Source organism: Lysobacter sp. yr284 (assembly GCF_900107375.1).
Taxonomy (GTDB): Bacteria; Pseudomonadota; Gammaproteobacteria; order Xanthomonadales; family Xanthomonadaceae; genus Lysobacter.
The window spans coordinates 42,789-69,308 of sequence record NZ_FNPT01000025.1 but is presented as its reverse complement, the minus strand read 5'-3'; the positions used below and the strand labels follow the sequence as shown (position 1 = coordinate 69,308).

24 protein-coding genes and 1 pseudogene are annotated in these 26,520 nt (G+C 71.6%); 10 read left to right on the top strand and 15 right to left on the bottom strand.

Annotation, left to right across the window (positions count from 1 at the left end; all coding sequences use genetic code 11):
* Window positions 1-763: 763 nt before the first annotated feature.
* From BLV01_RS22660 to BLV01_RS26480, 3 genes and pseudogenes are all read right to left on the bottom strand, one after another.
* Window positions 764-1,114 (bottom strand): annotated as a pseudogene (locus tag BLV01_RS22660) (hypothetical protein); the annotation flags it as partial.
* A complete protein-coding gene (locus BLV01_RS22655) occupies window positions 1,111-2,079 on the bottom strand; it encodes a hypothetical protein (RefSeq protein WP_254782735.1) in 969 nt (322 codons plus the stop codon). The gene BLV01_RS22655 and the pseudogene BLV01_RS22660, both read right to left, overlap by 4 nt.
* 239 nt (window positions 2,080-2,318) lie before the next feature.
* Complete coding sequence (locus BLV01_RS26480; protein WP_175486213.1) at window positions 2,319-3,371, bottom strand: hypothetical protein; 1,053 nt, start codon at window positions 3,369-3,371, stop codon at window positions 2,319-2,321.
* A 108-nt stretch (window positions 3,372-3,479) separates the two neighbouring features.
* Here BLV01_RS26480 and prmA point away from each other — a divergent pair, with 108 nt between their 5' ends.
* The 4 genes from prmA (at window position 3,480) to BLV01_RS22630 (ending at window position 6,788) form a co-directional block, all read left to right on the top strand.
* A complete protein-coding gene (gene prmA, locus BLV01_RS22645) occupies window positions 3,480-4,400 on the top strand; it encodes a 50S ribosomal protein L11 methyltransferase (RefSeq protein WP_091805515.1) in 921 nt (306 codons plus the stop codon).
* Between the two features lie 28 nt (window positions 4,401-4,428).
* Window positions 4,429-5,589: a DUF3426 domain-containing protein gene (locus BLV01_RS22640; protein WP_091805513.1), complete on the top strand. Its 1,161-nt coding sequence runs from the start codon at window positions 4,429-4,431 to the stop codon at window positions 5,587-5,589.
* 121 nt (window positions 5,590-5,710) lie between these two features.
* The gene (gene fis / locus BLV01_RS22635; RefSeq protein WP_057946280.1) at window positions 5,711-5,983 is read left to right on the top strand and encodes a DNA-binding transcriptional regulator Fis; all 273 of its coding nucleotides are present in this window, start codon (window positions 5,711-5,713) and stop codon (window positions 5,981-5,983) included.
* Between the two features lie 46 nt (window positions 5,984-6,029).
* On the top strand, window positions 6,030-6,788 hold the full coding sequence (locus tag BLV01_RS22630; RefSeq protein ID WP_091805511.1) for a hypothetical protein: 759 nt from the start codon (window positions 6,030-6,032) through the stop codon (window positions 6,786-6,788).
* Window positions 6,789-6,900: 112 nt separating this feature from the next.
* On the opposite strand, the gene BLV01_RS22625 is transcribed toward BLV01_RS22630, so the two are convergent.
* The 8 genes from BLV01_RS22625 to BLV01_RS22590 are packed head-to-tail and all read right to left on the bottom strand — an operon-like array spanning window position 6,901 to window position 14,968.
* Entirely contained in the window at window positions 6,901-7,875 is a 975-nt protein-coding gene (locus tag BLV01_RS22625; RefSeq protein WP_175486216.1) for a phosphatidate cytidylyltransferase, read from the bottom strand.
* Entirely contained in the window at window positions 7,875-8,507 is a 633-nt protein-coding gene (locus BLV01_RS22620; RefSeq protein ID WP_091805509.1) for a lysophospholipid acyltransferase family protein, read from the bottom strand. The genes BLV01_RS22625 and BLV01_RS22620 overlap by 1 nt, the downstream gene beginning before the upstream one ends.
* Entirely contained in the window at window positions 8,504-9,166 is a 663-nt protein-coding gene (locus BLV01_RS22615) for a CDP-alcohol phosphatidyltransferase family protein (protein WP_091805507.1), read from the bottom strand. The genes BLV01_RS22620 and BLV01_RS22615 overlap by 4 nt, the downstream gene beginning before the upstream one ends.
* Before the next feature lie 13 nt (window positions 9,167-9,179).
* Window positions 9,180-10,676, bottom strand: coding sequence for a TIGR04222 domain-containing membrane protein (locus BLV01_RS22610; RefSeq protein WP_091805505.1), 1,497 nt, complete (start codon window positions 10,674-10,676; stop codon window positions 9,180-9,182).
* Between the two features lie 41 nt (window positions 10,677-10,717).
* A complete protein-coding gene (locus tag BLV01_RS22605; protein ID WP_091805503.1) occupies window positions 10,718-11,185 on the bottom strand; it encodes a hypothetical protein in 468 nt (155 codons plus the stop codon).
* Window positions 11,182-12,540: a phosphatase PAP2/dual specificity phosphatase family protein gene (locus tag BLV01_RS22600; RefSeq protein ID WP_091805501.1), complete on the bottom strand. Its 1,359-nt coding sequence runs from the start codon at window positions 12,538-12,540 to the stop codon at window positions 11,182-11,184. The genes BLV01_RS22605 and BLV01_RS22600 overlap by 4 nt, the downstream gene beginning before the upstream one ends.
* Window positions 12,537-14,324, bottom strand: a complete 1,788-nt coding sequence (locus BLV01_RS22595) for a bifunctional alpha/beta hydrolase/class I SAM-dependent methyltransferase (RefSeq protein ID WP_091805498.1) — start codon at window positions 14,322-14,324, stop codon at window positions 12,537-12,539. The genes BLV01_RS22600 and BLV01_RS22595 overlap by 4 nt, the downstream gene beginning before the upstream one ends.
* Entirely contained in the window at window positions 14,321-14,968 is a 648-nt protein-coding gene (locus BLV01_RS22590) for a CDP-alcohol phosphatidyltransferase family protein (protein WP_091805495.1), read from the bottom strand. Before BLV01_RS22590 ends, BLV01_RS22595 begins: the two co-directional genes overlap by 4 nt.
* Window positions 14,969-15,244: 276 nt before the next feature.
* Between BLV01_RS22590 and purH the strand changes: the two genes are divergently transcribed.
* Together purH and BLV01_RS22580 are read left to right on the top strand one after the other, a co-directional pair.
* Entirely contained in the window at window positions 15,245-16,831 is a 1,587-nt protein-coding gene (gene purH / locus BLV01_RS22585) for a bifunctional phosphoribosylaminoimidazolecarboxamide formyltransferase/IMP cyclohydrolase (RefSeq protein ID WP_091805493.1), read from the top strand.
* Window positions 16,832-16,874: 43 nt separating this feature from the next.
* Window positions 16,875-17,585 carry a hypothetical protein gene (locus tag BLV01_RS22580; RefSeq protein WP_091805490.1) on the top strand — a complete coding sequence of 237 codons (711 nt, stop codon included), beginning with the start codon at window positions 16,875-16,877 and terminating at the stop codon, window positions 17,583-17,585.
* Window positions 17,586-17,863: 278 nt separating this feature from the next.
* Here the strand turns inward: BLV01_RS22580 and BLV01_RS22575 are convergent, their stop codons facing one another.
* Window positions 17,864-19,321, bottom strand: a complete 1,458-nt coding sequence (locus BLV01_RS22575) for an alanine/glycine:cation symporter family protein (RefSeq protein WP_175486211.1) — start codon at window positions 19,319-19,321, stop codon at window positions 17,864-17,866.
* A 326-nt stretch (window positions 19,322-19,647) separates the two neighbouring features.
* On the opposite strand from BLV01_RS22575, the gene purD reads away from it, so the two are divergent.
* Window positions 19,648-20,943, top strand: a complete 1,296-nt coding sequence (purD, locus tag BLV01_RS22570; protein ID WP_091805488.1) for a phosphoribosylamine--glycine ligase — start codon at window positions 19,648-19,650, stop codon at window positions 20,941-20,943.
* Between the two features lie 169 nt (window positions 20,944-21,112).
* Here purD and BLV01_RS22565 read toward each other — a convergent pair whose 3' ends face one another.
* Complete coding sequence (locus BLV01_RS22565) at window positions 21,113-21,388, bottom strand: hypothetical protein (protein ID WP_091805485.1); 276 nt, start codon at window positions 21,386-21,388, stop codon at window positions 21,113-21,115.
* 247 nt (window positions 21,389-21,635) lie between these two features.
* On the opposite strand from BLV01_RS22565, the gene BLV01_RS22560 reads away from it, so the two are divergent.
* Window positions 21,636-22,076, top strand: coding sequence for a hypothetical protein (locus BLV01_RS22560; RefSeq protein WP_091805482.1), 441 nt, complete (start codon window positions 21,636-21,638; stop codon window positions 22,074-22,076).
* Here BLV01_RS22560 and cls read toward each other — a convergent pair.
* Window positions 22,073-23,566 carry a cardiolipin synthase gene (gene cls / locus BLV01_RS22555; protein WP_091805479.1) on the bottom strand — a complete coding sequence of 498 codons (1,494 nt, stop codon included), beginning with the start codon at window positions 23,564-23,566 and terminating at the stop codon, window positions 22,073-22,075. The two genes, BLV01_RS22560 and cls, sit on opposite strands and share 4 nt — an antisense overlap.
* A 284-nt stretch (window positions 23,567-23,850) precedes the next feature.
* Between cls and BLV01_RS22550 the strand changes: the two genes are divergently transcribed.
* Both BLV01_RS22550 and BLV01_RS22545 read left to right on the top strand, forming a co-directional pair.
* Window positions 23,851-24,477, top strand: a complete 627-nt coding sequence (locus BLV01_RS22550) for a DUF1345 domain-containing protein (RefSeq protein WP_091805475.1) — start codon at window positions 23,851-23,853, stop codon at window positions 24,475-24,477.
* 96 nt (window positions 24,478-24,573) lie between these two features.
* Window positions 24,574-25,173: a mechanosensitive ion channel family protein gene (locus BLV01_RS22545; RefSeq protein WP_254782738.1), complete on the top strand. Its 600-nt coding sequence runs from the start codon at window positions 24,574-24,576 to the stop codon at window positions 25,171-25,173.
* A gap of 142 nt (window positions 25,174-25,315) precedes the next feature.
* On the opposite strand, the gene BLV01_RS22540 is transcribed toward BLV01_RS22545, so the two are convergent.
* Window positions 25,316-26,371: an alpha/beta fold hydrolase gene (locus tag BLV01_RS22540; RefSeq protein WP_091805470.1), complete on the bottom strand. Its 1,056-nt coding sequence runs from the start codon at window positions 26,369-26,371 to the stop codon at window positions 25,316-25,318.
* Between the last annotated feature and the right edge of the window lie 149 nt (window positions 26,372-26,520).

The following is a 26,520-nucleotide window of genomic DNA, read 5'->3' as shown; positions in this document are numbered from 1 at the left end:
GTAACGATGAAAGTCTCGTCGTAGTTGCACTGTCGCGGTCGCGGCTCGCGCCGCTCCTACAGTCGGATACGCAACTGCACTGTCGTCGTTGACTAGTGACGACAAGCCGCAATCAAGAGCTTTCGTCCGCAAGCGGCCGAGTTACTTTCTTTTGGCAGCGCGCCAAAAGAAAGTAACCAAAGAAAAACGCTTTTCTAAGGTCACGAGCCACTAGGTCCAGCACCTTGCGCGGGGATGCGCCGTAAGGGGCTTCCTGCCCCTACGGCGCACGCGCGCATCCATGCGCGCGCCCTCCGGGTCTGCCGAACGCAGGCCTCACGCGAGGCGGGCAAAAGGCAACGACAACAGCAACAGCAACAGCAAGTGCAACAACCAGGGCAACGGCACTAGCGCTGCACCCAACCCGGCACCAGAAGCCTCACCTCATCCGCAGCACCCAAACGCCGCACACGCCCATCGGGCGACCAAAGCCGCCTCGCCAAAGAAAAAATCCGGATACCACCGGTCGCGCACACCCACGACCCACGCCGGCGCGCCGCCGGCGGCCTGCCGCGCCGCTATGCCCGCCGCGCGCCCATCGCTCCGCCGCGCGCGCTGTCCGCGCACGCGCCGCCTGCCTTGTCCGCTACGGCGGTCAACGCACCGCCGCGTCCACCCACGCGGCCATTTCCTTGACGTCGGTTTCGCTCAGCTCGGTCGCGCCGGGCACGTTGCGCGGCAACGCGTCGTCGTCCTCGACCGGGCCGCGTTTCTTCTTGCCCTTGGCCGGCACCTGCGTGCCCGGAATCGGCTGCACGCCGCCCGTGGACGAAGGACTGACCACCATCACGTACTCGCTGGAGCCGTCGGGCCAGACCACCTTGAAGGTGCTGCCCGGCGGCAAGGTCGAGAACGGCGCGCCGCTCTGGGCACGGTAGACCGCCGCGATCTGCGCCGCGCTCAACGAGCGCCGCGTCGGCTTGGAATCCACCGAGGTCACCGCGACCTGTCCCAGTTCGCGGTAGTCCGCGCCGAACACGTCGATCATCACGCCGGCGGCGCCGACCGAGTAGGCGCTCAACAGCAACGCCCAGAACCCGATCTTGGCCGTGCGCTTGAAGTGCTCGCGTTTCATTTCATCCTCTCTTCGCCAGTCAGCGAATGGACCATCTCTTGCACCACCTCCGCCCCTTGCCGCGGGATCGCGGCGTCGTAGACGAAGTCTGCGAAATCTTGCTGCGGGTCTTGCGAACAAATGCCGCCGTTGGCGCAGTAGCTCGTCATCAACGAGCCGCCTGCGCTGCAGTCCTGGCCCAGCCGGCAGGCCGCCAGCTGCCAGGCCAGTTCGGCGAATTGGGTGCCGGACACGCGCTGGTAGTCGAACCCGGCGCTGCGGCCGTTGGCGGCGATGCCCATGCCGGCGGCCAGCGCCGAGAACGCTTCCGGGTCCTTGGAGCGCACCACCCGGTCGATCAGGTTGAGGCGGTAGTCCTCGGTCTTCTCCAGCGGCTTGCCCGCGCTCAGCAGCGAGGCCTCCGCCGCCAGGCTGCCGGCCTGCGCCGCCTCGACCCGCTTGACCAGGATCATCGGGTAGTCCAACGCGTCTTCCGGGGCGAAGCGCGCGCAGCGCTCGCTGACCCGGTTGCGCGCGATCGCCATCGACGCCGCGCCGCGCAGCTTCATCGCTTCCATCGCGCGGGTGTCGTTGCGGTAGTCGACCGGCGCGCTGGAGTAGTTGGCGCAGTAGTCGTAGACCCGGGTCAGCAGCCAGATCGCCTCGGCCTCGCCGGATTCGGCGCGCAGCCGCAGCGATTGCGCGAACGAATACAGGTCCGGGGTCTGCTCGAACTGCTGGCGCAGCGCGGTCGGCGCGCGCAGCGGCGCGCGCGCCTGGCTGCGCGGCGCGATGCGGATCGGCGGTTCGCGCGCCGGGTCGGCCCGCGGGTTGCCGCGCGGCAGGTCGCCGGCGACCGGCGCGGCGACGATGTCGCTGAGCACGGCCGGCGCCGATACCGCCGCGCCGCGGTGGGCGTAGGCATAGACCAAGGCGCCGCCGAGCAGCGCCGCGGCCGCCACCATCGCCAGCCCGCGCGCGCTCATGCGCGCACCCGCGCGCGAGGGCAGGCGCGAGTCTTGCGGGCAGGCGGAAGGGCAGGCATCGGACATCAAAGGGCGCGACTCGCGGCCGGGCGGCGGACGGTACGGACGGTCGCGCCGCCCCCGGCGGGGGCGGCGCAGCGAGACGCCGATGATATGTCAAGTGTCCGACGGATGCCCGCGCGACTCCCGAAAGCGAGCGAATTCACACTTTTCAGGTGTCCGCGGTCGAAGCGGAGGGACTATTCGGCGCCCGATTCGCGCGGATCGCGCTCGCCGGCGCACAACACCGCGGCGTGGCGCCCGGTCGGCGTCTCGCCGGCGGTGACCAGGGTCAGGCGGTCGCCGGCTTCGTTGCGGTAGGCGAAGCTGCAAAAGCCCTGGCCGGTGCCCGAGCAGTCCTCGACCTCGGGATAACCGGATTCGACCATGCCGCTGACGAAGCCGGGCTCCTCGCGCTTGGGCGGGGCGGCGCGCCAGCCGCGCGCGAGCAGGCGCTCGCGCGCCTGCTTCAGCTCGATCGACTCCACCCGCGGCACCGCGACGCGGCCGCCGCAGTACCGGTCCGTCTCCGGCAGCGCGGCCAGGCCCAGGGCGCCGTTCTCGACCCGCACCCGCGCGCGCTGCACCGCCCAGTCGAACACCCCCAGCGCCGCATCGCCGCGGCGGCGCGCGTCTTCGCCGTCGTCGAAGCCCTGCACGCCGCTGTCGATCTGCGACGCGCGCGCGCCCGGTTCGAGCAATTGCGCCACCGGCCGGCCATCGCGGAAGAACAGCAGGCGCCCGCCGCCGGAGGTGCAGCCCATGCCGGCGGCCACGCCGGGCGCGACTGCCACGCCGACCACGCGATGGCCCTGCCATTCGCGCTCGGCGAACACCTTCCAGCCCTTGGCTTCGGCGGCGCGGGCCTCGGCCGACTCGGGCGCGACCGAACAATCGCCGCCGACCTCGACCTCGCCATCGGCCGGCGGCGCCGGCACTTCGCCCAGCGCCTCCAGGCGCAGGCCGCCGGCCTCGCCGAGGGCTTGCTCGGACGCGGCTGCGACGGCGGGCGCGGCTGCGGGCGTCGCGGGCGTGGGCGCCGCAGCCGTGGCCGTGGCCGGCGCGGCCGGCGCGGCCGGCGCCGGCGCGGGTGCCGGCGCCGGATCGCGCGAACAGGCCGCCGCCAGGCTCAGCGCGACGCCGAGCGCGAGCAGGCGCGCGCCGGGCAGGCCCGCCAGCAGGCGGGCGGGCGTCGTCGCGCCCGCGGGCGCAGGCGCAGGCGGGGCAGGAAATCGGCGAACAATCGCATCCATAAGGCCGTGGCAGCTCCGAGTCCGTGGTTGCGCAATGGCCGGAACGCTATCTGATCGCGCCGAAACGGGTCAATAATGGCCGCCGTTTTCGCTTCCCCGCGTCCGCCCATGCCCTTCCTGGAACTGACCCTGCGCTGCAGCGAGGCCGAGCAGCCGCGCTTCGAGGCCGCGCTGGACGATGTCGGCGCGCTCGCCGTGACCATGCTCGACGCCGATGCCGACAGCGGCAACGAGCGCGCGATCCTCGAACCCGGCGTCGGCGAGACCCCGCTGTGGCAGTCGATCGTGCTCAGCGCGCTGTTCCCGCACGACGCCGACGCGCTGGTGATCCTGGCCGCGCTGGAATCCTTCGACCCGGAGCTGGACTGGAGCCGGGTCGGCTTCGCCAACGTCCAGGACCAGGACTGGGAACGCGCGTGGATGGACCAGTACGCGCCGCTGCAGTTCGGCCGCCGCACCTGGATCGTGCCGTGGAACCAGGAACTGCCGGACGGCGCCGACGGCGCCGATGCCGCAGTGGTGCGCCTGGACCCGGGCCTGGCGTTCGGCTCGGGCACCCACCCGACCACGGCGCTGTGCCTGGCCTGGCTCGATGCGCTCGCCGACGCCGGCGAGCTCGGCGGCCGGCGCGTGCTCGACTTCGGCTGCGGCTCGGGCATCCTCGCCCTGGCCGCGCTCAAGCTCGGCGCCGCGCACGCGGTCGGCGTCGACAACGACCCGCAGGCGCTGATCGCCACCGCCGACAACGCCGAGCGCAACGGCGTCGCCGCGCAGATGCAGGTGCACCTGCCGCAGGACGAGCCGGTCGCGGCGTACCCGGTGGTAGTCGCCAACATCCTCGCCTCGGCGCTGATCGCGCTGGCCGACACCCTGGCCGCGCGGGTCGCGCCGGGCGGACGCATCGCCTTGTCGGGCATCCTTGCCGGGCAGGAAGACGAAGTCGTCGCGCGCTATGCCGAAGGCTTCGAGCAGCTGCAGGTCGAGCGGCTCGAAGACTGGATTCGCGTCACAGGCGTGCGTCGTCGCTGAGCGCGGCGGCATGGTTGAATAAGCGCCGATGTTCCTCGCCTGCCCCCACTGCGGATACCTGGTCGCGCTGATCGTCGCCAAGGACGGTCCGGCGCGCGCCTGCCCGCGCTGCGGCGGCTCGCTGCAGAGCGAAGCGCCGTCGCCGCAGGAGGCCGCATCGGCGGTCGTGGCGGTGGCGGTGGCGGCGCCGGTGCCGGACGCGTCGGCGCTGGATGTATCGGCGCTGGATGTATCGATGCCGGAACCGCCGGTGCAGGCGTCGGCGGACGCAGCGGCGTCCGCGCCGCAACCGCCGCCTATGGCTTCGCCCGCGCCGGTGCGCGACGAGATCAGCCTCAGCCTGCGCCGCGCGCCTTCGGCCGCGCCGGTGCACACGGAAACCACGAACGCCGCGCAAACCGAGGCGATCGCGCCCGCATCGGGCGAGGATCGCGACGCCGCCGCCGATCCGTTGCCGGACGCTGCGCCGGATGCCGCGTCCGACGCCAAGGAAACCCAAGCGCGCGCGCCGGCCGCCTCGTCGCCGCAGCCGGCGGCGGACGTCAACGCGGACGCCAATGAGGACGACGCGTGCGCCCGCGCGCTGCCGCCGCTGAGCGCGGCCCCGGTCGCCGCCGCGCCCGCGCGTTCGCGCCGGCAACGCAAATCCGAAACCACGGTGACCTCGGCGCGGCGCGCGCCGAGCTTCGCCCGCCAGCAGGCGCGCGCGCAGGCGCCCCGGCCGCGCCTGCACTGGAGCGGCCCGGCCGCGATCCTCGCGCTGACGCTGGCGCTGGCCGTGCAGTTGCTGCTCGCGCAACGCGCCGAGCTGGCCGCCGACGCGCGCTGGCGCCCGCTGGTGAGCGGGCTGTGCGGCGCGCTGGGCTGCACGGTTCCGCCGTGGCGCGAGCCGGCCGCGCTGACCATGCTCAACCGCAACGTGCTGCCGGTGCCCGAGCGCGCCGGCGCGCTGCGCGTGTCGGCCGGCTTCCGCAACGACGCGCGCTGGCCGCAACCGTGGCCGACTTTGGTGCTGAGCCTGGAAGACGTCGATGGCCGCCGGGTCGGCCAGCGCGCGTTCGCTCCCGGGGAGTACCGCCGCGAACACCGTCCGGGCGAGCTGATCGCCCCGGGCCAGAGCGCGGCGGTCCAGTTCGAGGTGATCGAACCGGCCCCGCGCGTGGTCGCGTTCACCTTCGACTTCCGTTGAAGTCCGGCCTCGTCGCGTTGTCTCTAGCGACTCAGGCGCGCTAGACTCGCCGTCCCGTCGGTGCCACGCCCTGTGCGTCCCTGCACGTTCCGACGGACGAACGACTGCTACGGGGAAGCACTTGAACGCACTCAACGACCGCAACGATGGCGCACGCTCCGGACCCCGCGTCCCGCTGCGCGACCACGTCGCGACTTCGATCCGTCGTTACCTCGGCGACCTGAACGGCAGCGGCACCGAAAACCTCTACGAGATCGCCCTGCGCGAACTCGAAATCCCGCTGTTCGCCGAAGTGCTGCAGCACTGCGACGGCAACCAGAGCCGCGCCGCGGCGATGCTGGGCATCCATCGCGCCACCCTGCGCAAGAAGCTGCGCGAGTACGGGCTCGAGTAAGCCCGCGTCTGCGCGCGGCCCGCGCCCTTACCTGGAATCCCCCGACATGGACGCCGAACGCGACCTCACCCAGGCCGGCGACTGGCTGCGCCCGTTCCCCGACGCCGCCGAGGTCTTCGCCGCCGACCAGCAACACCTGGCCCGGCACCTGCACCCGCTGGTCTCGATCGACCTGGCCGCCGTCGACCCGCATTGGTCCGGCTGGCTGCACCTGCTGAGCCCGCTGGAACCGTGCGACGGCCTGGTCGGCCAGTACAGCCAGGTCGAAGACGGCGAACTGCTCAAACCGAACTGGATCGGCTTCCAGGTCGAGGCCGACGGCCGTTACCGGCTGCTCGGCGACGCACGCTATTTCCTGCTCGAATCCAGCGCGGAACAGACCCCGGCGGCGCTGGCGCTGTCGCGCCGCGACCTGGAAAAGCACTACGCCGAACAAGAGGCCGCCTACGCCGCCTCGCGCGAGTACTACCGGCGCAACGGCAAGCTGGTGCGCCTGGACCGCAAGGGCCGGCCCAGCTACGGCGACGAGGACGCGGTCGAGCTCGTCGAATCGGTCGGCGGCGAAGTCGACGCCGGCGGCAACTGGGAAGAGACGGTCGAGTTCCCGCTGGAGTACGGCCGCCCCGGCGGCGCGGACGCAGGCGACGCGGACGACGTGGTGTGGCCGCTGAGCCCCGCCGGCCGGCGCTTCCGCCACGTCGCCTCGGTGCCGGGCTGGAACTACCGCACCAGCGGCGCCGATACCATCTTGCTGTTCTACGAACCGGTCGAACGGCTGGCGCTGCTGAGCTTCGACTGGACCTGATCCGGCCGGCAGCGGCGGCGTAATCCCATGATCCCTCGGCGCGAGCGGCGCACGCCGCGCCCGCGCCGCAGCGGTTCTGTGGATTTTTCCGCGCCGCCGAGTCCGCGGGCGCTCACACCCACCAATACCGGATCAGGTGGAAAAACACCGGCGCGGCGAAACACACCGAATCCAGCCGGTCGAGCACGCCGCCGTGGCCTTCGATCATGTGTCCCCAGTCCTTGATCCCGCGGTCGCGCTTGATCGCCGACATCACCAGCCCGCCGTAGAACCCCATCAGGTTGATCACCAGCGCCAGCGCCGCGGCCTGCCACGGCGTGAACGGGGTGATCCACCACAGCGCCGCGCCCAGCGCGGTGGCCGAGGCCACGCCGCCGACGAAGCCCTCGACCGTCTTCGACGGCGACAGCCGCGGCGCGATCAGGCGCTTGCCGCACAGCTTGCCCCAGATGTACTGCAGCACGTCGGAGGACTGCACCACGATCACCAGGAACGCCACCAGCAGCAGGTTGCGGCCCTCGTAGCCGGGGATGTTGAGGTTGATCAGCGCCGGCACGTGCGAGATGCAGAACACGCAGATCATCAAGCCCCACTGCACCTTGGCCGTACGCTCCAGGTAGCGCGTGGTGTCCTCGCCCACGGTCGACAGGATCGGCAGCAGCAAGAAGGCGTAGACCGGGATCAGCAGGGTGTAGAGCCCGTACCAGTCGGTATAGACCAGCCAGTACTGCAGCGGCAGCGCGAGATAGAACGCGGCCAGCAGCGCGTAGTAGTCGCTGCGCCGGGTCGGGGTGAGGGTGATGAACTCGCGCAGCGCGAACAGCGAGACCAGCGCGAACAGCACGATCATGCCGACCCGGCCGATCGCGAACGCGGCGCCGACCACCAGCGCCATCACCCACCAGGCGCGGATGCGCGCGACCAGGTTGGCGATCACCGCGCTCGGCCGGCCGCGGGTCTTCCAGCGCAGCCATTCGGAAATCAACGTCGCCAGCAGCAGCACCGCGGCGACGCCGCTGAACAGCAGCACCGGATGCGACTGCGCGCGCACGAACTCCACGACCTGGTCCAACCCTGCCCGCTCGATCACTCCCGGCCTCCGTTGCCTTGTTCCGACAGCGCCAGCAGCGCATCGCGCGCGCGTTGCAGGAACGCGTCCTTGTCCTCGTCCGCGCCCAGGCGCAGGGTGTCGCCGAAGGTCGCCGTGCACAGCAGCGGCAGCGGCAGGATCTTGCCCTTGGGCATGACCCGGGCGAGGTTGTCGATCCACACCGGCACGAACTCCAGCTCCGGCCGCCGCCGCGCCAGGTGGTACAGGCCGCTCTTGAACGGCAGCAGCGGCTCGTCGCTCTGGTTGCGGGTGCCTTCCGGGAACAGGATCAGCGACTGGCCGCCGTCCACCGCCTCGCACAGCACTTCGATCGGATCGTACTTGCGCGCGGCCGCGTCGCGCTCGATCAGCACGCCGTTGAAGACCTCGCGGATCAGGTAGCGGCGCAGCGCGTCGCGCTGCCAGTAGTCGGCGCCGGCCACCGGCCGCACCTCGCGCCGCAGCGCCGGCGGCAGCGCCGACCAGATCATGACGAAGTCGCCGTGGCTGACGTGGTTGCCGTAGTAGACCCGGTGGTCGGACGAAGGCGAGCAGCGCCACAACGCGCGCGCGCCGGTCAGCAGGCGGATCGCCGAGCTGAAGCCGGCCGCGAGCAGGTGGGAAATCATCGGGACTCCAGTTCGCGCACGATCGCGCGCAGGCGCAGGGCGATGGTCAGCGCCGCGCCGAGCGCGACCACGGCCAGCGCCGCCAGCATCAGCCAGGCCACCGCGGCGGTCTGGTCCAGCGCCAGCCCCGCCGCCGCCAGCAGCGCGGCCACGGCCATCGCGATCATGCGCGTGCGCCGCGGCATCGGCCCTTCGCCGTGTTCGCGCAGGCCGCAGGCCAGGCCGAGCACGCGCACATAGGCCGTGCCCACCGCCAGCAGCGACACCGCCCAGCCCAGGTCGCTGGCCCACGGCAGCCACGGCGTCAGGCCGTAGCCGGCGCCGAGGAACACCAGCGCATCGGCGAGCCGGTCGGGCGCGTCGCTGTAGACCTCGCCGGCCTTGCCGACCATGCCGCCGCGGCGCGCCAGCACGCCGTCCAGGCGGTTGCAGGCGATGCGTCCGCCCAGGCACAGGGCCGCGAACAGCAGCAGCGCCGCGCCGTAGTGCGGCGGATCGCGCAGGGCGAAGAAGAACGCCGTGCCGGCCAACGCCGACAGGCCGACCGCGAACAGCGACAGGCCGTTGGGCGTGGCGCCGCGCGCGCGCAGCCACGCCGCCAGCGCGAGCCGTCGCTCGTAGCGCGCGGCGCGGCGGGAGGAAGCTTGGGGATCGCTCATCGTGGCACTCCGTTCAACCGCCGCCGCAGCCGCCGCAGCCGCCGCCTCCGCAACCGCCGCCGCCGCCGTCACCGCCGCCGCTGCAACTGCCGCTGCTGGAACCGCTGTCGCTGCCGCCGGAACCCGACGGCGGCGTGCGCAGGATGTGATAGTCGGCGAAACCGCTGCCGTACAGGCCGACCGTGCCCGACAGCGCGACCTGCGCGGCGAGGTCGCCGGGCGCCGTCCGCCCGCTGGCGTCGTGCAGCGCCCACTCGCCGGCGCGGGTGCGCCGCTGTTGGCGCAGAAAGCGCGCCATCGCGACGATCAAGGTCAACCCCACCAGCACCACCAGGAAGCCGACCGGCCGGTCCCGATCCAGTCCGACCGATATCTTCAGCCCGCCGAGCGCCGCCAGCGCCAGCAACGGCGCGCTGCCCAACTGGCGCAGGCGCAGGTCGGCCGACTCGCTGAGCCACCAACCCTTGCGCCGCAGTCGTTCGGCGATCGGCGCGTACTCGCGCGCCAGCGCGGCGACGGTCAACGACAGGCTCTGCTCGCGCTGGGCGGTCTCGGCGGCGGCGAGCACCGGCGCCGGCAACTGCGTCGCCTGCGCGCGCAGGCGCGCCGCGTCGATGCGCAACCAGACCCGGTCCAGACGCTCGGCCGCGCGCAGCGGCGCGCCGTTGTAGTCCAGCGCGAGCACGTCGCGGCGCATCAGTTCGACCAGCGCCGCGTCGGCGGCGCGCTCGGGGCCGCCGGCCAGGTAGGCCAGTTCGACCGCGTCCTCGACCTGGGCCGAGTTGCGCCGGTTCGCCCCGCGCAGCGCGCGCTTGATCGCGGTGCCGGCCAGGTAGGCCCACGGCAGCGCGGCCAGGTACAGCACCAGGAAACCGCCGCCGCCGAAGTCCAGCGGATTGAACGTCTGCTGCTCGCGCACGCAGGACAGGTAGATCAAGCCCAGCGCGCCGCTGGCCAGCGCCAGCGCCAGGTAACCGCCGCGCGGCGGCGATTGCCACGGCGACAGCAGGCGCTGGCGCGCGCCGGCCGGCTCCGCGCGCGGCGGCGCCGGCGGCGGCGAGGGCGAAGGCGGCGGCGGCCACAGCTGCGGCGGCGGTTCGTCGAAGAACTCCGCGTAGCTGGCCAGGGTCTGCCGGTACTGCGCCTGGTGGCGCGCGTCTTCGGCCTGCCCGCCCAGCGACGGGGTGTGGTGCAGTTCGCGGCGCAGCACCTGCGGGCAGAAGCGGCCCCAGTAATCGCGGGTGTCGGTGAGGTGGGCGTGCCAGACCTTGTCGATGCGCACGCTCGGGGTGACCGCATGGCCCGCGGCCACCGCCAGGAAGCAGAACCGCCGGTATTCCTCCAGCGCCGCCTCGGCGCCGGCGCGGTCGCAGCCCAGCGCGTGGCCGACCCGGTCGAGGAAGGCCTCGGCCTGCTCGCCGCCGAACCGGTAGTCGCGCAGGCGCTGCCACAGCTCGCGCCGTTCCGCGGTCCAGTCGGCGTCGTGCCGGGTGTGTTCCTTCTCGTTCATGGCCAGGTCCGTCGGGCGTCAGGCGAAAACACGCGCGGCAACTACGCGCTCCCCAGGGCGGCCAGGATCGCCGCGCTTTGCAGGATCACCAAACCGGCCTGTTTGAGCAACAGGCCGCGCGCGCCGCGCCAGCGCGAGGGCCAGCTGCGGGCGGGTCCGGCGGCGGGCTTGCGCAGGCCCAGCGCGGCCAGCGCCGCATCCAGCCGGGCCGCGCCGCCGTCGGCGCCGGCCTGGGCGTCGGCCTCGATGTGCGCGGCCAGCGCCTGCAGCAGGCGTGCGTCGAAGTCCACGCGCACGGCGCAGTAAAGCTGCACCAGGCCGGCCGCGGCCGTGAGCCACAACGCCGGGCGCCAGCCGCTGATGCCGGCGGCTTCGAACAGGCCCAGCAGCGCCAGCGCCGTCAGCAGCAGCGAGGCCGCGCACACGCTGCGGCCCTGCGTCAGCAACGCCGCCATGGCGCGCAGTTCGAACGCGCCGAACGCAACCGGGGTCGGGGCCGGCCCGCTCATGCGTTCTGCGTCCCCAGCCCGGCCGCCGCCGGCGCCGCGGCCAGCGCCTGCAGCGCGCGCAGGTGCGGCGCACGCAACACCACCGCCGGACGCGCGCGGCGCACGATCGCCACCGCCTCGTCCACGCTCGCGGCGCGGCCGCTGTGCAGCAGCCACGCCGCCACCGCCGCGGCGCTGCGCGAATAGCCGAGCGCGCAGCAGACCAGCACCTCGCCGCGCTCCTGCCGCGCCGCGATGGCCGCGGCCGCGGCGCTGAGCTGCGCCGGCGTCGGCGCGACCAGATCGAGCATCGGCACGATCGCATCGCCCCCGCGCGCGTCGGCCAACGACAGTTCGGCGCAGACATCCACCACCGCGGCGAACCGCGCGCGCTCGCCGCGTCCGGGAATGCGGCCGAGCCAGACGCCGTCGGTCACCGCCGCCGGCTGCGGCGCGCGCCGCGTCCACAGCCGCGAGTTGATCCAGGCGCCGAGCAGGTACGGCGCGAACAGCCAGCGCGCCGCCACGCTCAGGCGGCCGTCGTCGCGCTTCTGGAAGCCCAGCGGGCCCAGCAGCGCGTAGTTCAGCGCCACCAGCGCCAGCGACGCCGCCGGCCACCACAGCCACAGCGCCCAGCCGCCGAGCGCGCCCGCGCTCAAGCGGCCCGCCGCCCACGCGCACAGGACCGCGCCGCCCGCGTACAGCGCCGCCAGCGTCCAGCGCTTGAACTCGCGCGCCGGCGCGGCGTCGCGCCACGGCGCGCGGATGCGCTCGGGCCACAGCCACACGCATAGCCAACCGGCGAGCAGGCCGGTGGGTATATCGATGAAGTGGTGCTGGAATGTGGTCAGCACCGACACGCCGATCAGCGCGAACCAGCCGTGCAGCAGCCAGCGCCAGCCGCCGCGCAGGTGGTGGGCGAAGCGCACCCACAGCACGATCAGCAGCACGATGTGCAGCGACGGCGCCTGGTTGTACGGCTTGTCGAAGCCCAGCAGCACGTCGAACAGCCAGCCGAACACACCGTCGGTGTGCGGCCGCACGAAGCTGTAGCGCAGCGGCCACAGCAGGAAGCACGTCACCGCGACGGCCTGCGCGCTCAGCAGCCGCAGCGCTTGCGTGTCCAGCTCGCGGCGGTCGCGGCAGACGAACAGCGAGATGCCGTAGAACAGGTCGATCGACCAGTACGGCACGATGGTCCAGGCCCAGAACGGAATCGCGCTTTCCCAGCCGAACGCCAGGCTCGGCACGCCGGCGCGCGCGGCCGCGAGCGAATTGGCGTAGCCGTAGCTGGCGAAGAACAGCGGCCCCAGCACCAACAGCCACAGCGCCGCGCGCCCCCACGGGCGCCGGGTCGCGGCGACGGCGTCGGTCATTGCCCGACCCGCTGCGCCATCGACACGGTGAAGATGCCCCAGCGGTCGATGCGCTGGTCGATCTTGACGAAACCGGCCGCGCGCACGAGGTCGTCCATCTCCTGCTGGCTGCGCCGACGCATCACCCAGGCCGCACCGCCGCGGTGGCTGGTCAGCGCGCGGGCGATGAACTCCAGCTGCGGGTGCCAGGGCTGGCCGGTGTAGACCAGGAACCCGCCCGGCGGCACCGCCGCGGCCAGGCCTTCGAGCGAGCGCCGCACCTGGTCGTTGTCGGGGAATAGTTCGTACAGGCCCGAGACCACCGCCAGGGTCGGCTTCGGGTCCAGCGCCGCCAGGGCGTTGCGGTCGAACGCGTCGCCCTGGTCGAAACGGGCGATCGCGCCGGCGCCGAGTTCCTCGATCAGCGCGCGGCCCTTGTCGACGTTGAGCGTGCTGTAGTCGCGCAGGCGCACGCTGTCGGCGTGCGCGCCCTCGCCCGCCAGCGCTTCCAGCGCGTAGCGGCCGTGGCCGGCGGCGATGTCGACCGCGTGCACCGGCTGCCCGGCCTCGCGCAGCCGCCGCACCGCCTCGCGCAGCAGCTCGTGCAAGTGGGTGCGGCGCACGCGGATGCCGCGCCAGCCGATGGCTTCCAGGTAATTGCGGTCGACCATGCGCCCGAGCGGCCCGCCGCCGCGGGCCTCGTTGCGGTACACGTAGTCCAGGCTGCTGCCCGAGTCGAAGCCGGTGTCCAACCCCAGGCGGATGCCCTGCGACAGCTTGCCGCCGAAGCGCAGCCCGGCGCGCACGAAGCGCCAGCGCAGGTCCGCCAGCGACCAGCGCTCGGGCGGCCACGACAGTTTTTCCGATTCCTCGAAGCTCGGCCCGCGCCGGTGCGCCTCGCTGAGGTCGGCGCGGCTCAGCGGCTGGGCGAAGCGCGCCTGCACGAATGCGCGGATGCGGTTGATCGCCGCGGCGCGGCCCTTCTCGCCGAGGGTGTCGTGGAAGAAGTCCGGCAGCAGGTGGCGTTCCTTGACCGCGCTGCCCAGGCGTTCGTAGAAGCGGTCCTGCGGGCCGCGGTGGACGACGAAGTCGGCGCCGGAGACCAAGAGTTGCGTCGGAACCGTAATCGCTTGAGCATCCGCCACGATGCGGTCGGCCGCCTCGTACAACCCCAACAGCACCCGCACCGAGATCGGCCGCGCGATCAGCTTGTCGGTGCGGTAGCTCTCGACGCGCTCGGGGTCGTGGGTCAGCCACTGCGGCTTGACGTAGCTGTTGACGAAGAAGTTGCCGCGCAGCTTCTGCATCAGCGCCAGGCCCGGCCGCGCCAGCGGCACGTACAGCTTGACCTTGAACGCCGGCGAGGCCAGCACCAGCGCGCGCAGGCGCGGCGCGTAGTCGTGGACCCAGGTCGAGGCGACCACGGCGCCGACGCTCTGCGCGATCAGGGCGAGGTTCTCGACCTCGATGCCGTGCTTGTCGCGGATGTGGGCGACGAAGCGGTCGAGGTCGCGCACCAGCGCCTCGAACCCGGGCGCGTCGCCGCGCTCGCCGGGCGAGCGGCCGTTGCCGCGCGCGTCCCAGGCGAAGAAATCGCAGTCCTCCAGGCCCAGCTCGGGCACCAGGTGCTCGACCCGGCCCGAATGCTCGTGGCCGCGGTGCAGCAGCACCACCGCTTTGCGCGGCCCGTCGCCGGGCTGGCTCGCCGGCCAGTGCCGGTAGAACAGCTCGGCGCCGTCGAAACTGGCGAACCAGCGTTCCTCGGCCGCGCGCGCGCCGCCTGACTTGACCACGACTTCGTTCATTCCCGCTCTCCTTGTCGAACGTCCACCACTCCCGGCGCGGCATCATGCCGCAAACCGGCGCGCACGCGGCGAACCACGGTCCACGCGCACAGCATCGAAGCCAGCACCAACACGATCTCGACCGGCCACGCCGAGATCCAGCCCAGGGCCAGCAACAGCCCCAGCGCGCCGATCACGAAAGCGCGGTCGCTCTTGCCCATCGGCCCGTCGTAGCGCCGCGGCGCGCCGACCATCAGGCCGAGCACGCCGGCGTATTCGGTCAGCGCCGCCAGCAGCGCGAACGCCAGCAACGGCGCCGCGTGCAGCCCGGCCAGCGCCAGCAGCGACAGGTACAGCGCGCTGTCGGAGACCACATCGCACAATTCGTTGAGGTAGGCGCCCAGCCGCGATTGCTGGCCGAACTCGCGCGCCAGCATGCCGTCGATGGCGTTCATCGCCATGCGCGCGAACATCCACAGCGGCAGCAGCGCGAACAGCCACGGCCGCGCGGGCGCGCCCCAGTACACCAGCGCGGCGACCGCCAGCGACACCAATGCGGCCGCCACGGTGACCTGGTTGGCGGTGACGCCACCGGCATGCAGCCGCCGCACCAGCGGGCGCAGCAGGTCCTGGAAGCGTCCTTTCAAAGCGTAGATCGAAGCCATCGGTTCCTTGCGTCCGCCGCGCGCCCGCGACCGGGCGCCGCCACAGCTTAGCGGCTGCGCGCGCGGATGCGAGCCGCCGCCGCCCCGGCCGCGCCGCCGGCGCGCAAGTATCGCCACAGTGGCCCCGGCGGCGCGCGCGGCGGCACCCCGACGGCGCGACTTTGCCCAGGCCGGCCGCAAAACCCGGCGCCGGCCGCCCCGTACCGCCCTGAACGGGCGGCCCGGCGGGCCCGCGCGGCTATAATTCCCGCGCCCTTCCGCTGCCCTGCCCCCCGCATGACCTCCGAACTTCCGACCGGCCAACCGGTACGTATCCGTCGCGCCCTGCTGTCCGTGTCCGACAAGACCGGCCTGATCGAACTCGCCCGCGCCCTGGCCGCGCACGGCGTCGAACTGCTGTCCACCGGCGGCACCGCCAAGGCGATCCGCGACGCCGGCTTGCCGGTGCGCGACGTGGCCGAGGTCACCGGTTTCCCGGAAATGATGGACGGCCGGGTCAAGACCCTGCATCCGCTGGTGCACGGCGGCCTGCTCGGCCGCGCCGGCGTCGACGACGCGGTGATGGCGCAGCACGGCATCGGCGCGATCGACCTGCTGGTGCTGAACCTGTATCCGTTCGAGAAGGTCTCGGCCGATCCGGACAGTTCGTTCGAGGACGTGATCGAGAACATCGACATCGGCGGCCCGGCGATGCTGCGCTCGGCGGCGAAGAATTTCGCCCGCGTCGCGGTGGCCACCGACCCGGCCCAGTACCCGTCCCTGCTGGCCGAACTCGACGGCAACGCCGGCGCGCTCTCGGCCAAGACCCGCTTCGCCCTGTCGGTGGCCGCGTTCAACCGCGTCGCCCAGTACGACGCGGCGATCAGCAACCACCTCTCGGCGATCGGCGAAGACGGCGCCAAGCTCGAATTCCCGGCCCAGCACAACGCCAGCTTCGTCAAGGTCATGGACCTGCGCTACGGCGAGAACCCGCACCAGAGCGGCGCGTTCTACCGCGAAGCGCAGCCGCTGCCGGGCACCCTGGCCAGCTTCGTGCAGCTGCAGGGCAAGGAGCTGAGCTACAACAACCTCGCCGACGCCGACGCGGCCTGGGAATGCGTGCGCCAGTTCGAGCGTCCGGCCTGCGTGATCGTCAAGCACGCCAATCCCTGCGGCGTGGCCGAGGGCGTGGCCTGCGGCGACGCCTACGAACTGGCCTACGCCACCGACCCGACCTCGGCCTTCGGCGGCATCATCGCCTTCAACGGCAAGCTCGACGCGGCCACCGCCAAGGTCATCCTCGACCGCCAGTTCGTCGAGGTGCTGATCGCGCCCGACTACGAAGACGGCGCGATCGAATACGCCAAGAAGAAGGCCAACGTGCGGGTGCTGCGCATTCCCGGCGGCGACGGCCGCAATGCGCTGGACTTCAAGCGCATCGGCTCGGGCCTGCTGGTGCAGAGCGCGGACCTGCGCGAAGTCGGCCGCGCCGAACTCAAGGTCGTCAGCAAGCTGGCGCCGACCGACGCGCAGCTGGCCGACCTGCTGTTCGCCTGGCGCATCGCCAAGTTCGTCAAGTCCAATGCCATCGTCTATGCCCGCGACCATCGCAGCATCGGCATCGGCGCCGGCCAGATGAGCCGCGTGGTCAGCGCCAAGATCGCCGCGCTCAAGGCCGAAGAGGCCGGGCTGGCGGTGCCGGGCTCGGTCATGGCCTCCGACGCGTTCTTCCCGTTCCGCGACGGCATCGACGCCGCCGCGGCCGCCGGCATCAAGGCGGTGATCCAGCCGGGCGGTTCGATGCGCGACAGCGAAGTGATCGCCGCGGCCGACGAACACGGCCTGGCGATGGTGTTCACCGGCGTGCGCCACTTCCGCCACTGAGCCGCGATGCGCGGGCGCTCCGGCGCCCGCGCCTGCCTAAGCCATGCCGCTCGAATTCAAACCGCACCCGCCGCCGGGCCCGCCGCCTTCCGGCCGCGGCCTGCTGCGCTCGCTGGCGCGCAAGCTGATGATCCTGGCGGTGCTGGCCGCGGCGTTGGTGCTGTGGGCGGGCTGGCAGTATTCGCAGCGCCAGTCGGCCGACGCCACGACGCTGGGCGACTACCGCATCGGCGGCGACGCGATCACCGTGCTGCTGGTCGAGCCCGACGTCTCGCTCGACATCGAAGCCGGCCTGCGCCGCGACTACACCGCGCAGCTGGCGCGCGCGCTGGCGCAGCGGCTGGAACAACTGGGCTACCGGGTGCGGCCGCTGTCGGCGCGCAGCGAGCAGGAACGCTTCGGCGAGACCTCGCGGATGCGCGACCAGCGCGCCGCCATCGAGCACCAGTCGCAGACCCTGCAGTCTTTGCGCGAAACCGCCGCGCCGGTGCTGCGGGTCTCGCTGGACGGCCTGGACTACGACGGGCGCAGCGTCAGCCAGCACCGCTACAAGGTCGAACTGCTCGACCCGCGCAGCCTGGAGCCGTCGTGGCAGGCCGTGCTGAGCTGGCGCGAAGGCCGCTCGCAATCCATCGCCCTGCTCTGGCACCTGCGCCAGAACCGGCTGCCGCCGCCGCTGTGGGACAGCCTGGCGGAACTGGCGCTGGCGCGGCTGCGCGAGGACGGGAAGCTGCCGGCGAATGCGATCCACTGATCGCGCGCCTGCCGCCGCCCCATCCCATCTCACCCATAGCCATTGCTGCGAAAGCAGGAATCCATTTCGATTTTTTGCTTCCGCCTGTGTCCGGCGCGACAAGCGAATGCAAAGTCAAAAATGGATTCCGGCTTTCGCCGGAATGACGGATTCGGGCGAATGCCGGAACAGCCCCTGTAGGAGCGGCGCAAGCCGCGACCGCGACAACGCGGTTGCGGCGCGGCTTACATCATGGCTGCGCGGTCGCGGCTCGCGCCGCGTCTACATAAAGCCCCGGCTTACGCGCCGGGCTTGTGGCGCTCGCGCCAGATCTCGTGATCCACCCCGTACCCCAGCTCGGGATACTGGGAAATGTGGAACTCCGGCGACTTGCCCTCGTCGAGCTGGCGGTCGTAGTCGCGGGTCAGCTTCACCACGACCTTCCACAGCAGCACCACCGCGATCAGGTTCAGCGTCGCCATCACCGCCATCGCCGCGTCGGCCGCGTCCCACACCAGCTGCACTTTCGAGAACACGCCCCACACGATCACGCACAGCGCGACGATGCGCAGCACGAACAGCGACTTGCGCCCACCGCCGATGTACAGCAGCCCGCTCTCGGCATAGGAGTAATTGCCCAGGATCGTGGTGAAGGCGAAGAAGAACAACGCGATCGACGCGAACCACGCGCCCCACTCGCCGAAGAACACCGTCATCGCGCGCTGGGTGATGACCACGCCGTCGCCGCCCTGCCCGAGCACGCCCGACAGCAGCACGATCAGGCCGGTCGCGGTGCAGATGAACATGGTGTCGAAGAACACGCCGAGCGACTGCACGAAACCCTGGCTGGACGGATGGTGCGGCACCGGCGTCGCCGCCGCGGCGATGTTGGGCGCGCTGCCCATGCCGGCCTCGTTGGCGTACAGGCCGCGCTTGACTCCGTTGAGCATCGCCGCGGCCATGCCGCCGGCGATGCCGCCCGCGGCCTGGTCCAGGCCGAACGCGCCGCGCAGGATCATCATGATCGCCGCCGGCACCTGGTCGTAATGCGCGACCAGCGCCCACAGCGCCAGGCCGATGTAGCCGATCGACATGAACGGCACCACCCACTCGGCGACCTTGGCGATGGAACGCAGCCCGCCGAAGATGATCGCACCGGTCAGCACCACCAGCACCACCGCCACGGTGGTCTGCGAGAACTTGAAGGTCTCGCCGACCGACTGGGCGATGGCGTTGGCGTGCACGCCGTTGAACACCACGCCGTACGAGAACAGCAAACACGCCGCGAACGCCCAGCCCATCTTCGGCGCGCGCAGGCCGCGGGCGATGTAGTACGCCGGGCCGCCGCGGTACTGGCCGTTCTCGTCGCGCACCTTGTACAGCTGCGCCAGCGAGCTTTCCGCATAGGCCGTGGCCATGCCGACCGCGGCCGTGCACCACATCCAGAACAGCGCGCCCGGGCCGCCGAGGCTCATCGCGATGGCGACGCCGGCAAGGTTGCCGGTGCCCACGCGCGCGGCCAGCGAGGTGCACAGCGCCTGGAACGGCGAGATGCCGGCGTCGTCGCCGTCGGTGCCGCGGCCGATCACCTTGAGCATGTGCGGGAAGCGGCGCACCTGGACGAAGCCCAGGCGCACGGTGAAGAAGACGCCGACCACCAGCAGGCCGTAGATCAGCACGTAGTTCCACAGCACGTTGTTGATCGCGCCGATGCTCGGGGAGATGGCGCGTTCGATCAGGTGCAGCAGCCAGTCCATGCGGTGGGTTCCGGGTTGGGGCGAGAGGGAGGTCGGTCGCTGCGGCCGCGTCCGGGCCGCCGCGGCGCCGCGGTTCGCGAGCGGGCCGGCGCGCGCCGCGCACGCCGCCCGGACCGGGCGCCACCGCGCGAAACCGCACCCCGCCCGGCCGAACCGGCCGCCGCCCCGGACCCGCGGCGGCCGCCAGGCGCGCGCGCGGCCCCCTCCGTGGGCCGGAACCGGGCGATGGTAGCAGCCCGGTCGCCCCGCCCCGCCCCCTGCCGTAAAATCCCATGCGGCATGAGCCGCTGCCCATCCGTCATTTCCCCCTTTTCCCTGGAGTACGCATGAAGGTCCTCGTCATCGGGTCCGGCGGGCGCGAACACGCGCTGGCCTGGAAGCTCGCCCAATCCCCGCGCGTCGACGAGGTCCTGGTCGCCCCCGGCAACGCCGGCACCGCGCGCGAAGGCAAATGCCGCAACGTCGCGGTCGCCGCCACCGATCTCGACGGCCTGCTGAAGCTGGCCGCCGACGAAGGCGTCGCGGTGACCGTGGTCGGCCCCGAGGCGCCGCTGGTGGCCGGCGTGGTCGACCGCTTCCGCGCCGCCGGCCGCCGCATCTTCGGCCCCACCGCCGCCGCCGCGCAGCTCGAAGGCAGCAAGGCCTTCGCCAAGGACTTCCTTGCCCGCCACGGCATTCCCACCGCCTACTACGCGGTGCATACGCAGGTCGAAGCGGCACTGGCCTACGTCCGCGAGAAGGGCGCGCCGATCGTGGTCAAGGCCGACGGCCTGGCCGCCGGCAAGGGCGTGATCGTAGCGATGACGCTGCTTGAGGCCGAAGACGCGGTGCGCGACATGCTCTCCGGCAACGCCTTCGGCGCCGCCGGCGCGCGCGTGGTGATCGAGGAATTCCTCGACGGCGAGGAAGCCAGCTTCATCTCTATGGTCGACGGCGAGCACGCGCTGCCGATGGCGACCTCGCAGGACCACAAGCGTGTCGGCGACGGCGATACCGGCCCCAATACCGGCGGCATGGGCGCCTACTCGCCGGCGCCGGTGGTCACTCAAGACGTCCACGACCGGGTCATGCGCGAGGTGGTGATGCCGACCGTGCGCGGCATGATCGCCGACGGCGTGCCCTTCACCGGCTTCCTCTACGCCGGCCTGATGATCGACCGCGACGGCGCGCCCAAGGTCATCGAATTCAACGTCCGCTTCGGCGACCCGGAAACCCAGCCGGTGATGCTGCGCTTGCGCTCGGATCTGCTCGACCTGGTCGAAGCCGCGCTCGACCAACGCCTCGACGCCACCGTCGCCGAGTGGGACCCGCGTCCCTCGCTGGGCGTGGTGATGGCCGCGCAGCACTACCCCGAGACGCCGCGCACCGGCGATCCGATCAGCGAATGGGACGTGCCGCTGCCGGCCGACAGCCACGTCTTCCACGCCGGCACCAAACTCGCCGACGGCCAGGCCGTGACCGCCGGCGGCCGCGTGCTGTGCGCCTGCGCGCTCGGCGACAGCGTGGCCGACGCGCAACGCCGCGCCTACGAAGTCGTCGCAGGGATTTCCTGGCAGGGCGAATTCCACCGCCACGACATCGGCTGGCGGGCGATCGAGCGCGAACGCGCCGGCCAGGCCTGACGCCGCGGCATCGCGAAAACGCAACGGCCGGGAGCGCCCGCTCCCGGCCGTGCTTCGTTTCCGGCTCGCGTCCGCGAGCGGCGGCGCGCGCCGCGGCCACACACCTGCATCGAAAGCACGACGCCGTAGGCGCGAGCCGCGCAGTGGCTGCCTGCGCAGCCGATGCGCATCATTGCGCCGCCGCTTCCTCCGGCGCCGGCTGCAGCGTCGTGGCGAGCTCCTCCAACTCCGCGATCTCCTTGTCCAGGGCCTCGTACAATTCGCCCTGCCGCACCATCAGTTCCTCGATGCGCTGCGCCTGCTTGAGCTTCTTCAACTCGCCATCGAACAGCAGCCACTGCCCGGTCAGCTGCTCGACGTAGTTCTTGGCGTAGTGGCGCATTTCCTTGAGCTGGTTCAGCGTCGTGTTGACATGATCCAGCGGCGTCTTGGTGTCGGCGGACATACCGGCCTCCTCGTGCGGGGGAACGCACCGAGCCTAACCGCCGCAAGCTGGCTGCCCGCGAAACACCGGCGCCCGCCGCTACGCTGACATCGCATCTTCACTTCGCAACGACATTGTCATATGCGACCCAGGTCGTATCCCTCGCGCCGCGATCGGCTAGGATCGGCAAGCACGCACCCCGGCGCCATCGCCTAATCGCCGATGCGCACAGGTTCCGCACGACCGTCCACTCCACAGGGGCATCGCGTTGAGCAACCCGGAACTCGATCTGTCCACGCCCGAGAAAACCCTCCACGTCCTCGAAGAGGCCTATCGCAACGGCGACTTTGACCTCGCGCTGCGCTGCCGCAATTTCCAGCACGAGGCCGAACTCATCCAGCAACATCTGCGCCCGGCCGGCGCCGCGCCGCCCGCGGGCCCACGCGGAGAACTCGCCGAAGCGCTGCAACGGCAGTGGCGGCAGGCGCAACCGCCCGACTTCCTCGGCGTCGTCACCCAGGTCGTCGCGGTCGAACACTTCGCCAGCCGGTTCTTCACCGTGACCCAGAACATCCGCAACGCCGACGGCCGCAACTTCGCCCAGCGCATCTTCATGTCGCACGCCGAAGACGGCTGGGCGGTGCTGTGCCCGGTGCCGGCCTACGAGCCCCCGCAGCAAGCCAAGCCGTGGTGGGCGTTCTGGCGCTAGAGCACCGGCGACATCATCGCCACCGCGTTCTGCACCAGCCGCACCTGCAACGGCCACGCCTCGACCTCCTCCAGCGCGATCCGGCGCGACACCGACAGGTACTTGCCCTGCCGCCGCCGGATCGCCGCGACGACCTTGCGGTCCGCGATCATCAGGTTGTTCTCGAAGTTCAGATCCAGGCTGCGCCGGTCCATGTTGGCCGAGCCGATCAGCGCGATCTCGCCATCGATGCACATCGCCTTGGCGTGCAGGATGCCGAGCGGATACTCGTACACCTCCACGCCCGCGCGCAGCAGGTCGGCGTAGGTGCTGCGGCAGGTCTGGCCGACGAACCACGAATCGTTGCGCTGCGGGAACACCACCCGGGTCGCCGCTCCGCGGCGCGGCGCGGCGCAGATCGCGCGCAGGATCGATTCGTCGGGCACGAAATACGGAGTGACGATCGTCAGCTCGCGCCGCGCGGCGTAGATGCAGGCGGCGAACATGTCGCTCATCGCGTTGTGGCGGACGACCGGGCCGGTCTCGAACGCCTGGGCGATGCAATCCTCGTCGAACCGCTGCGGCGCGGCGGCGTCGGGATAATCGTCCAGCCCGGTTTCGCCGGTCTCCGGAATCCATCCGCTGAGGAACAGGAACTGCGCCTGCCGCACCACCGGCCCTTCGCAACGCAGCAGCAGGTCGATCCACGGCGCATACGCGGCCTTGACCCGGAACTCCGGGTCGGCGCAGTTCTGGCTGCCGCAATAGGCGATGGCGTTGTCGATCACCACGATCTTGCGGTGATCGCGCAGGTCCATGCGGCTGAACGCGATGTGCTGTAGCCGGTTCAGATCGTCGAGCGTGCGCAGCAGCTTCACCCCCGCCGCGCCGAGCTGTTTCCAGCGCTCGCCAGCGATGAAGGCGCGCGAGCCGAAGGCATCGACCATCACCCGGCAGGCCACCCCGCGCCGCGCCGCAGCGGCGACCGCGTCGGCGACGCGGCCGCCGGCGCCGTCGTCGAGCCAGATGTAGAACGCGATGTGCACCGACTCGCGCGCCTGCTCGATGTCGGCGACCAACGCGTCGATCGCCAGCCGGCAATCGCGCTTGGGATCGTCCGCCGCGCTGTCCTCGTCGCCGAGCAGGGCGATGCGGTTGCCGCCGACGGCGTGGAAGCCGTTGATCGAGCGCGCCAGCTCGAACAACGGCGCCGCGTGGTCGGCGACCGCGCGCGGCGCGTTGGCGGCATCGTCCGGCGACGGCATGCGCTTGCCCGCGTGCTCGATCCGGCCGACCCGCGCACGGCCGATGTTGGTCTCGCCCAGCAGCAGGTAAGCGACCATGCCCACCACCGGCGCCAGCATGATCACCGCGACCCAGGCCGCGCGCGAGGCCGGCGTGCGGTTGGGGCGGGTCAGCGCGCGCGCGGCCACCAGCAGGTGGGCCACGAACACGATCACGGTCAGGCCGACGTTCAGCGATGCGGGCAGCCAGCTCAGTTCGAACGACATGCGATCTCCACGGTGGCGCAGGATGTCGGCGCGGGATACCGCCGCGCCGATCGCCGAGCTTGCCCGGCCGCGCGTCACGGCGCCGCCAAATCGCGTTCGGGGCAACGCGGACCGCGCGCGATGCGAGTCCTTGCCGGGTACGCCGCACGCTGCCGACGGCGCCGCCGTCCCCGCCGCACCGGAACCACCGCACGCCGCTCGGCCCATGCTGGCAAGGCCCGCGTTTGCGGCGCTATCCTGACCCCGCCGTCGCCACCGACCGGCGCGCCTAGCGAGGGCTGCCCATGCTCGATTCCCGCCGGTTCCTGTTCGCGCTGATCGCCGCCGCCTACGCTCTGGGCTTCGTCCTGGCCGGCTGGCTGGGTTGGCAACGCGCGATCATCCTCGCCGCCAACGGTTTCTTCCTGAGCTACCTCGCGCTGGCCGTGCCCAGCCTGCGCCGGCTGAGCGGCCAACGCCTGCGCCAGGCCGCGGTGCGCAGCGACGTCCCGGTCTACGTCCTGTTCCTGATCGTCGTGTCCACCGTGACCACCGCCCTGGCGGCGTTGTTCATGACCATCAACGCCGACCACCGCCCCAGCCTGGCCTGGCTGATCGTCGCCCTGCTCTCGATCCCGCTGGGCTGGGCGACCATCCACATGCTCGCCGCCTCGCACTACACCCACCTCTACTGGCGGCCCGGCGCCGACAAGCAACCGCGCCGCGGCCTCCAGTTCCCCGGCGACGACGAACCCGCCGCGATCGACTTCGTCTACTTCTCGTTCGTGATCGGCATGGCCGCGCAGACCTCGGACGTGGCGATCAGCGGCCGCGCCCTGCGCCGCTTCGCGCTGATGCACTCGATCGTGGCGTACTTCTTCAACGCGGTGCTGGTGGCGGCGGCGGTGAATGTGGCGGTGGCGGCGAATTGACCGGCCGGCCCGTCCGGACTCGTCGAGCACCGCGCGCTAACCTCCCACCCTTTACACTGGCGGGCCTGCTACCCGAGACCGCCCGCAATGTCCCCCATGCTCGCCCAGGCCACCTACATCGCCACGAAAATCGGCGAGGCCTTCGCGATCCTGGCCATCGCCTGGCTGCTGACCACGCTGCTGCGGCAGTTGGTGAAGCGCATGTCCACCCGCTACGACATCGCGCCGGCGTTCGCGCTGGGGCTGCGGCGCGGGCTCAGCACGGTGATCTACATCACCGCGCTGCTGATGTTCCTCAACCGGGTCGGGATTTCCGGGTCGGTGGTGTGGACCACGCTGACCGGGTTCGTCGCGGTGGGCGCGGTGGCGTTCTTCGCCGCCTGGAGCGTGCTGTCGAACATCTTCTGCGCGTTCTTGATCCTCGCCACCCGGCCGTTCCGCCTGTACGACTACATCGAGGTGCTGGAGAACGGCGACAAGCCGGGGCTGAAGGGACGCGTGGTGGACATCAATTTCGTCTATACGACGCTGCAGGAAACCCACGCCAACGGCGACGACACGGTGCTGCAGGTGCCCAACAGCCAGTTCTTCCAGCGCACGACGCGGCGCTGGCGGCATGAGCCGGAGTGGAGCCGGGTCGTGCGCGAGCAGAGGACCGCCGAAGGGGCGGAGTGGCAGGACGCGGGCGGGCGCTAAGCGTCGGAAGCCGCGTGATCCACCTGTAGGAGCGACGCGAGTCGCGACCGCGAATCCGCAGCTACGACGAAAGTTTCGCCGCGAGCGTGAAGGTTCGCGGTCGTGGCTCGCGCCGCTCCTACAGGGGCTACCAGGCTTTCCCTCAGAGCTTGGCGACATCGAGGATCGCTTGCGCGAACGCCTGCGGCGCTTCCTGCGGCAGGTTGTGGCCGATTCCGCCCTTGATCTCGCGATGCTGATACTTGCCGGTGAACTTGCGCGCATACGCCTCGGCCGGCGGGTGCGGCGCGCCGTTGGCATCGCCTTCCAATGTGATCGTCGGGACGACAATGCTCGGCGCCTTCGCCAGCCGCGCTTCCAACTCATCGAACCGCGCTTCGCCCTGCGCCAACCCTAGCCGCCAACGATAATTGTGGATGACGATGGCGACGTGATCGGGATTGTCGAACGCCGCCGCGCTGCGGGCGAACGTCGCGTCGTCGAATCGCCATTGCGGCGAGGCCAGTTCCCAGATCAATCGGACGAATTCCCCGCGGTTCTGGGCATAGCCGCGTTCGCCGCGGTCGGTGGCGAAGTAGAACTGGTACCACCATTGCAGCTCGGCCTTCGGCGGCAGCGGCGCCTGGCCGGCCTGCTGGTTGCCGATCAGGTAGCCGCTGACCGACACCAGGCCTTTGCAACGCTGCGGCCACAGCGCGGCCAGGATGCCGACGGTGCGCGCGCCCCAGTCGCAGCCGCCGAAGATCGCCGATTCGATGCCGAGCGCATCGAGCAGGGCGATGGCGTCGACGGCGAGCGCGGCTTGCTGGCCGTTGCGCGGCGTGTCGGCGGACAGGAACGCGGTCGCGCCGTAGCCGCGCAGGTAGGGGACGATCACGCGGTAGCCCCGCGCTGCCAGGATCGGCGCGACCTCGGCGTAGGTGTGGATGTCGTAGGGCCAGCCGTGCAGCAGCAGCACCGGGGTGCCGTCGCGCGGGCCGAGTTCGGCGTAGCTCACCCGCAGCGCCCCGGCGTCGACCTGCTTGAGCGCGCCCCAGGCCACCGGGCCGATAGTCGCCTGCGCGCGCGGCGCGGCGGCGAAGGCCGGGGCGATGCCGCCGACCGCGCCGAGCGGCCCGGCGAGCAGAGCCAGGGCGGCGCCACCGAGCAGGCTGCGGCGCTGGGCATCGAGAGGGCGGTCGGTCGGGGTGGCGGTCATGACGGGCTCCTGGGCAGTGGACGGGCCAGGGCATTGGGCCGGAGCCGGGTATCGGCGGCGTGTCCGGCCAGGCGGGGATTTGTATGCGAGCGCCGCGCAGCGGGCGCCTGGATACACTGGGATACACATGGACAGTCGCGGGGCCGGCC

What these genes read in the sequence shown, in the direction of transcription:
- BLV01_RS22575 (WP_175486211.1), bottom strand. Translation starts at nt 19,321, where the DNA reads ATGGACTGGCTGCTGCACCTGATCGAACGCGCCATCTCCCCGAGCATC.
- BLV01_RS22595 (WP_091805498.1), bottom strand. Translation starts at nt 14,324, where the DNA reads ATGAACGAAGTCGTGGTCAAGTCAGGCGGCGCGCGCGCGGCCGAGGAA.
- BLV01_RS22545 (WP_254782738.1), top strand. Translation starts at nt 24,574, where the DNA reads ATGCTCGCCCAGGCCACCTACATCGCCACGAAAATCGGCGAGGCCTTC.
- BLV01_RS22655 (WP_254782735.1), bottom strand. Translation starts at nt 2,079, where the DNA reads ATGAGCGCGCGCGGGCTGGCGATGGTGGCGGCCGCGGCGCTGCTCGGC.
- purH (WP_091805493.1), top strand. Translation starts at nt 15,245, where the DNA reads ATGACCTCCGAACTTCCGACCGGCCAACCGGTACGTATCCGTCGCGCC.
- BLV01_RS22605 (WP_091805503.1), bottom strand. Translation starts at nt 11,185, where the DNA reads ATGAGCGGGCCGGCCCCGACCCCGGTTGCGTTCGGCGCGTTCGAACTG.
- BLV01_RS22610 (WP_091805505.1), bottom strand. Translation starts at nt 10,676, where the DNA reads ATGAACGAGAAGGAACACACCCGGCACGACGCCGACTGGACCGCGGAA.
- prmA (WP_091805515.1), top strand. Translation starts at nt 3,480, where the DNA reads ATGCCCTTCCTGGAACTGACCCTGCGCTGCAGCGAGGCCGAGCAGCCG.
- BLV01_RS22615 (WP_091805507.1), bottom strand. Translation starts at nt 9,166, where the DNA reads ATGAGCGATCCCCAAGCTTCCTCCCGCCGCGCCGCGCGCTACGAGCGA.
- purD (WP_091805488.1), top strand. Translation starts at nt 19,648, where the DNA reads ATGAAGGTCCTCGTCATCGGGTCCGGCGGGCGCGAACACGCGCTGGCC.
- BLV01_RS22540 (WP_091805470.1), bottom strand. Translation starts at nt 26,371, where the DNA reads ATGACCGCCACCCCGACCGACCGCCCTCTCGATGCCCAGCGCCGCAGC.
- BLV01_RS22590 (WP_091805495.1), bottom strand. Translation starts at nt 14,968, where the DNA reads ATGGCTTCGATCTACGCTTTGAAAGGACGCTTCCAGGACCTGCTGCGC.
- BLV01_RS22600 (WP_091805501.1), bottom strand. Translation starts at nt 12,540, where the DNA reads ATGACCGACGCCGTCGCCGCGACCCGGCGCCCGTGGGGGCGCGCGGCG.
- BLV01_RS22580 (WP_091805490.1), top strand. Translation starts at nt 16,875, where the DNA reads ATGCCGCTCGAATTCAAACCGCACCCGCCGCCGGGCCCGCCGCCTTCC.
- BLV01_RS26480 (WP_175486213.1), bottom strand. Translation starts at nt 3,371, where the DNA reads ATGGATGCGATTGTTCGCCGATTTCCTGCCCCGCCTGCGCCTGCGCCC.
- BLV01_RS22620 (WP_091805509.1), bottom strand. Translation starts at nt 8,507, where the DNA reads ATGATTTCCCACCTGCTCGCGGCCGGCTTCAGCTCGGCGATCCGCCTG.
- BLV01_RS22630 (WP_091805511.1), top strand. Translation starts at nt 6,030, where the DNA reads ATGGACGCCGAACGCGACCTCACCCAGGCCGGCGACTGGCTGCGCCCG.
- BLV01_RS22640 (WP_091805513.1), top strand. Translation starts at nt 4,429, where the DNA reads ATGTTCCTCGCCTGCCCCCACTGCGGATACCTGGTCGCGCTGATCGTC.
- BLV01_RS22550 (WP_091805475.1), top strand. Translation starts at nt 23,851, where the DNA reads ATGCTCGATTCCCGCCGGTTCCTGTTCGCGCTGATCGCCGCCGCCTAC.
- cls (WP_091805479.1), bottom strand. Translation starts at nt 23,566, where the DNA reads ATGTCGTTCGAACTGAGCTGGCTGCCCGCATCGCTGAACGTCGGCCTG.
- BLV01_RS22565 (WP_091805485.1), bottom strand. Translation starts at nt 21,388, where the DNA reads ATGTCCGCCGACACCAAGACGCCGCTGGATCATGTCAACACGACGCTG.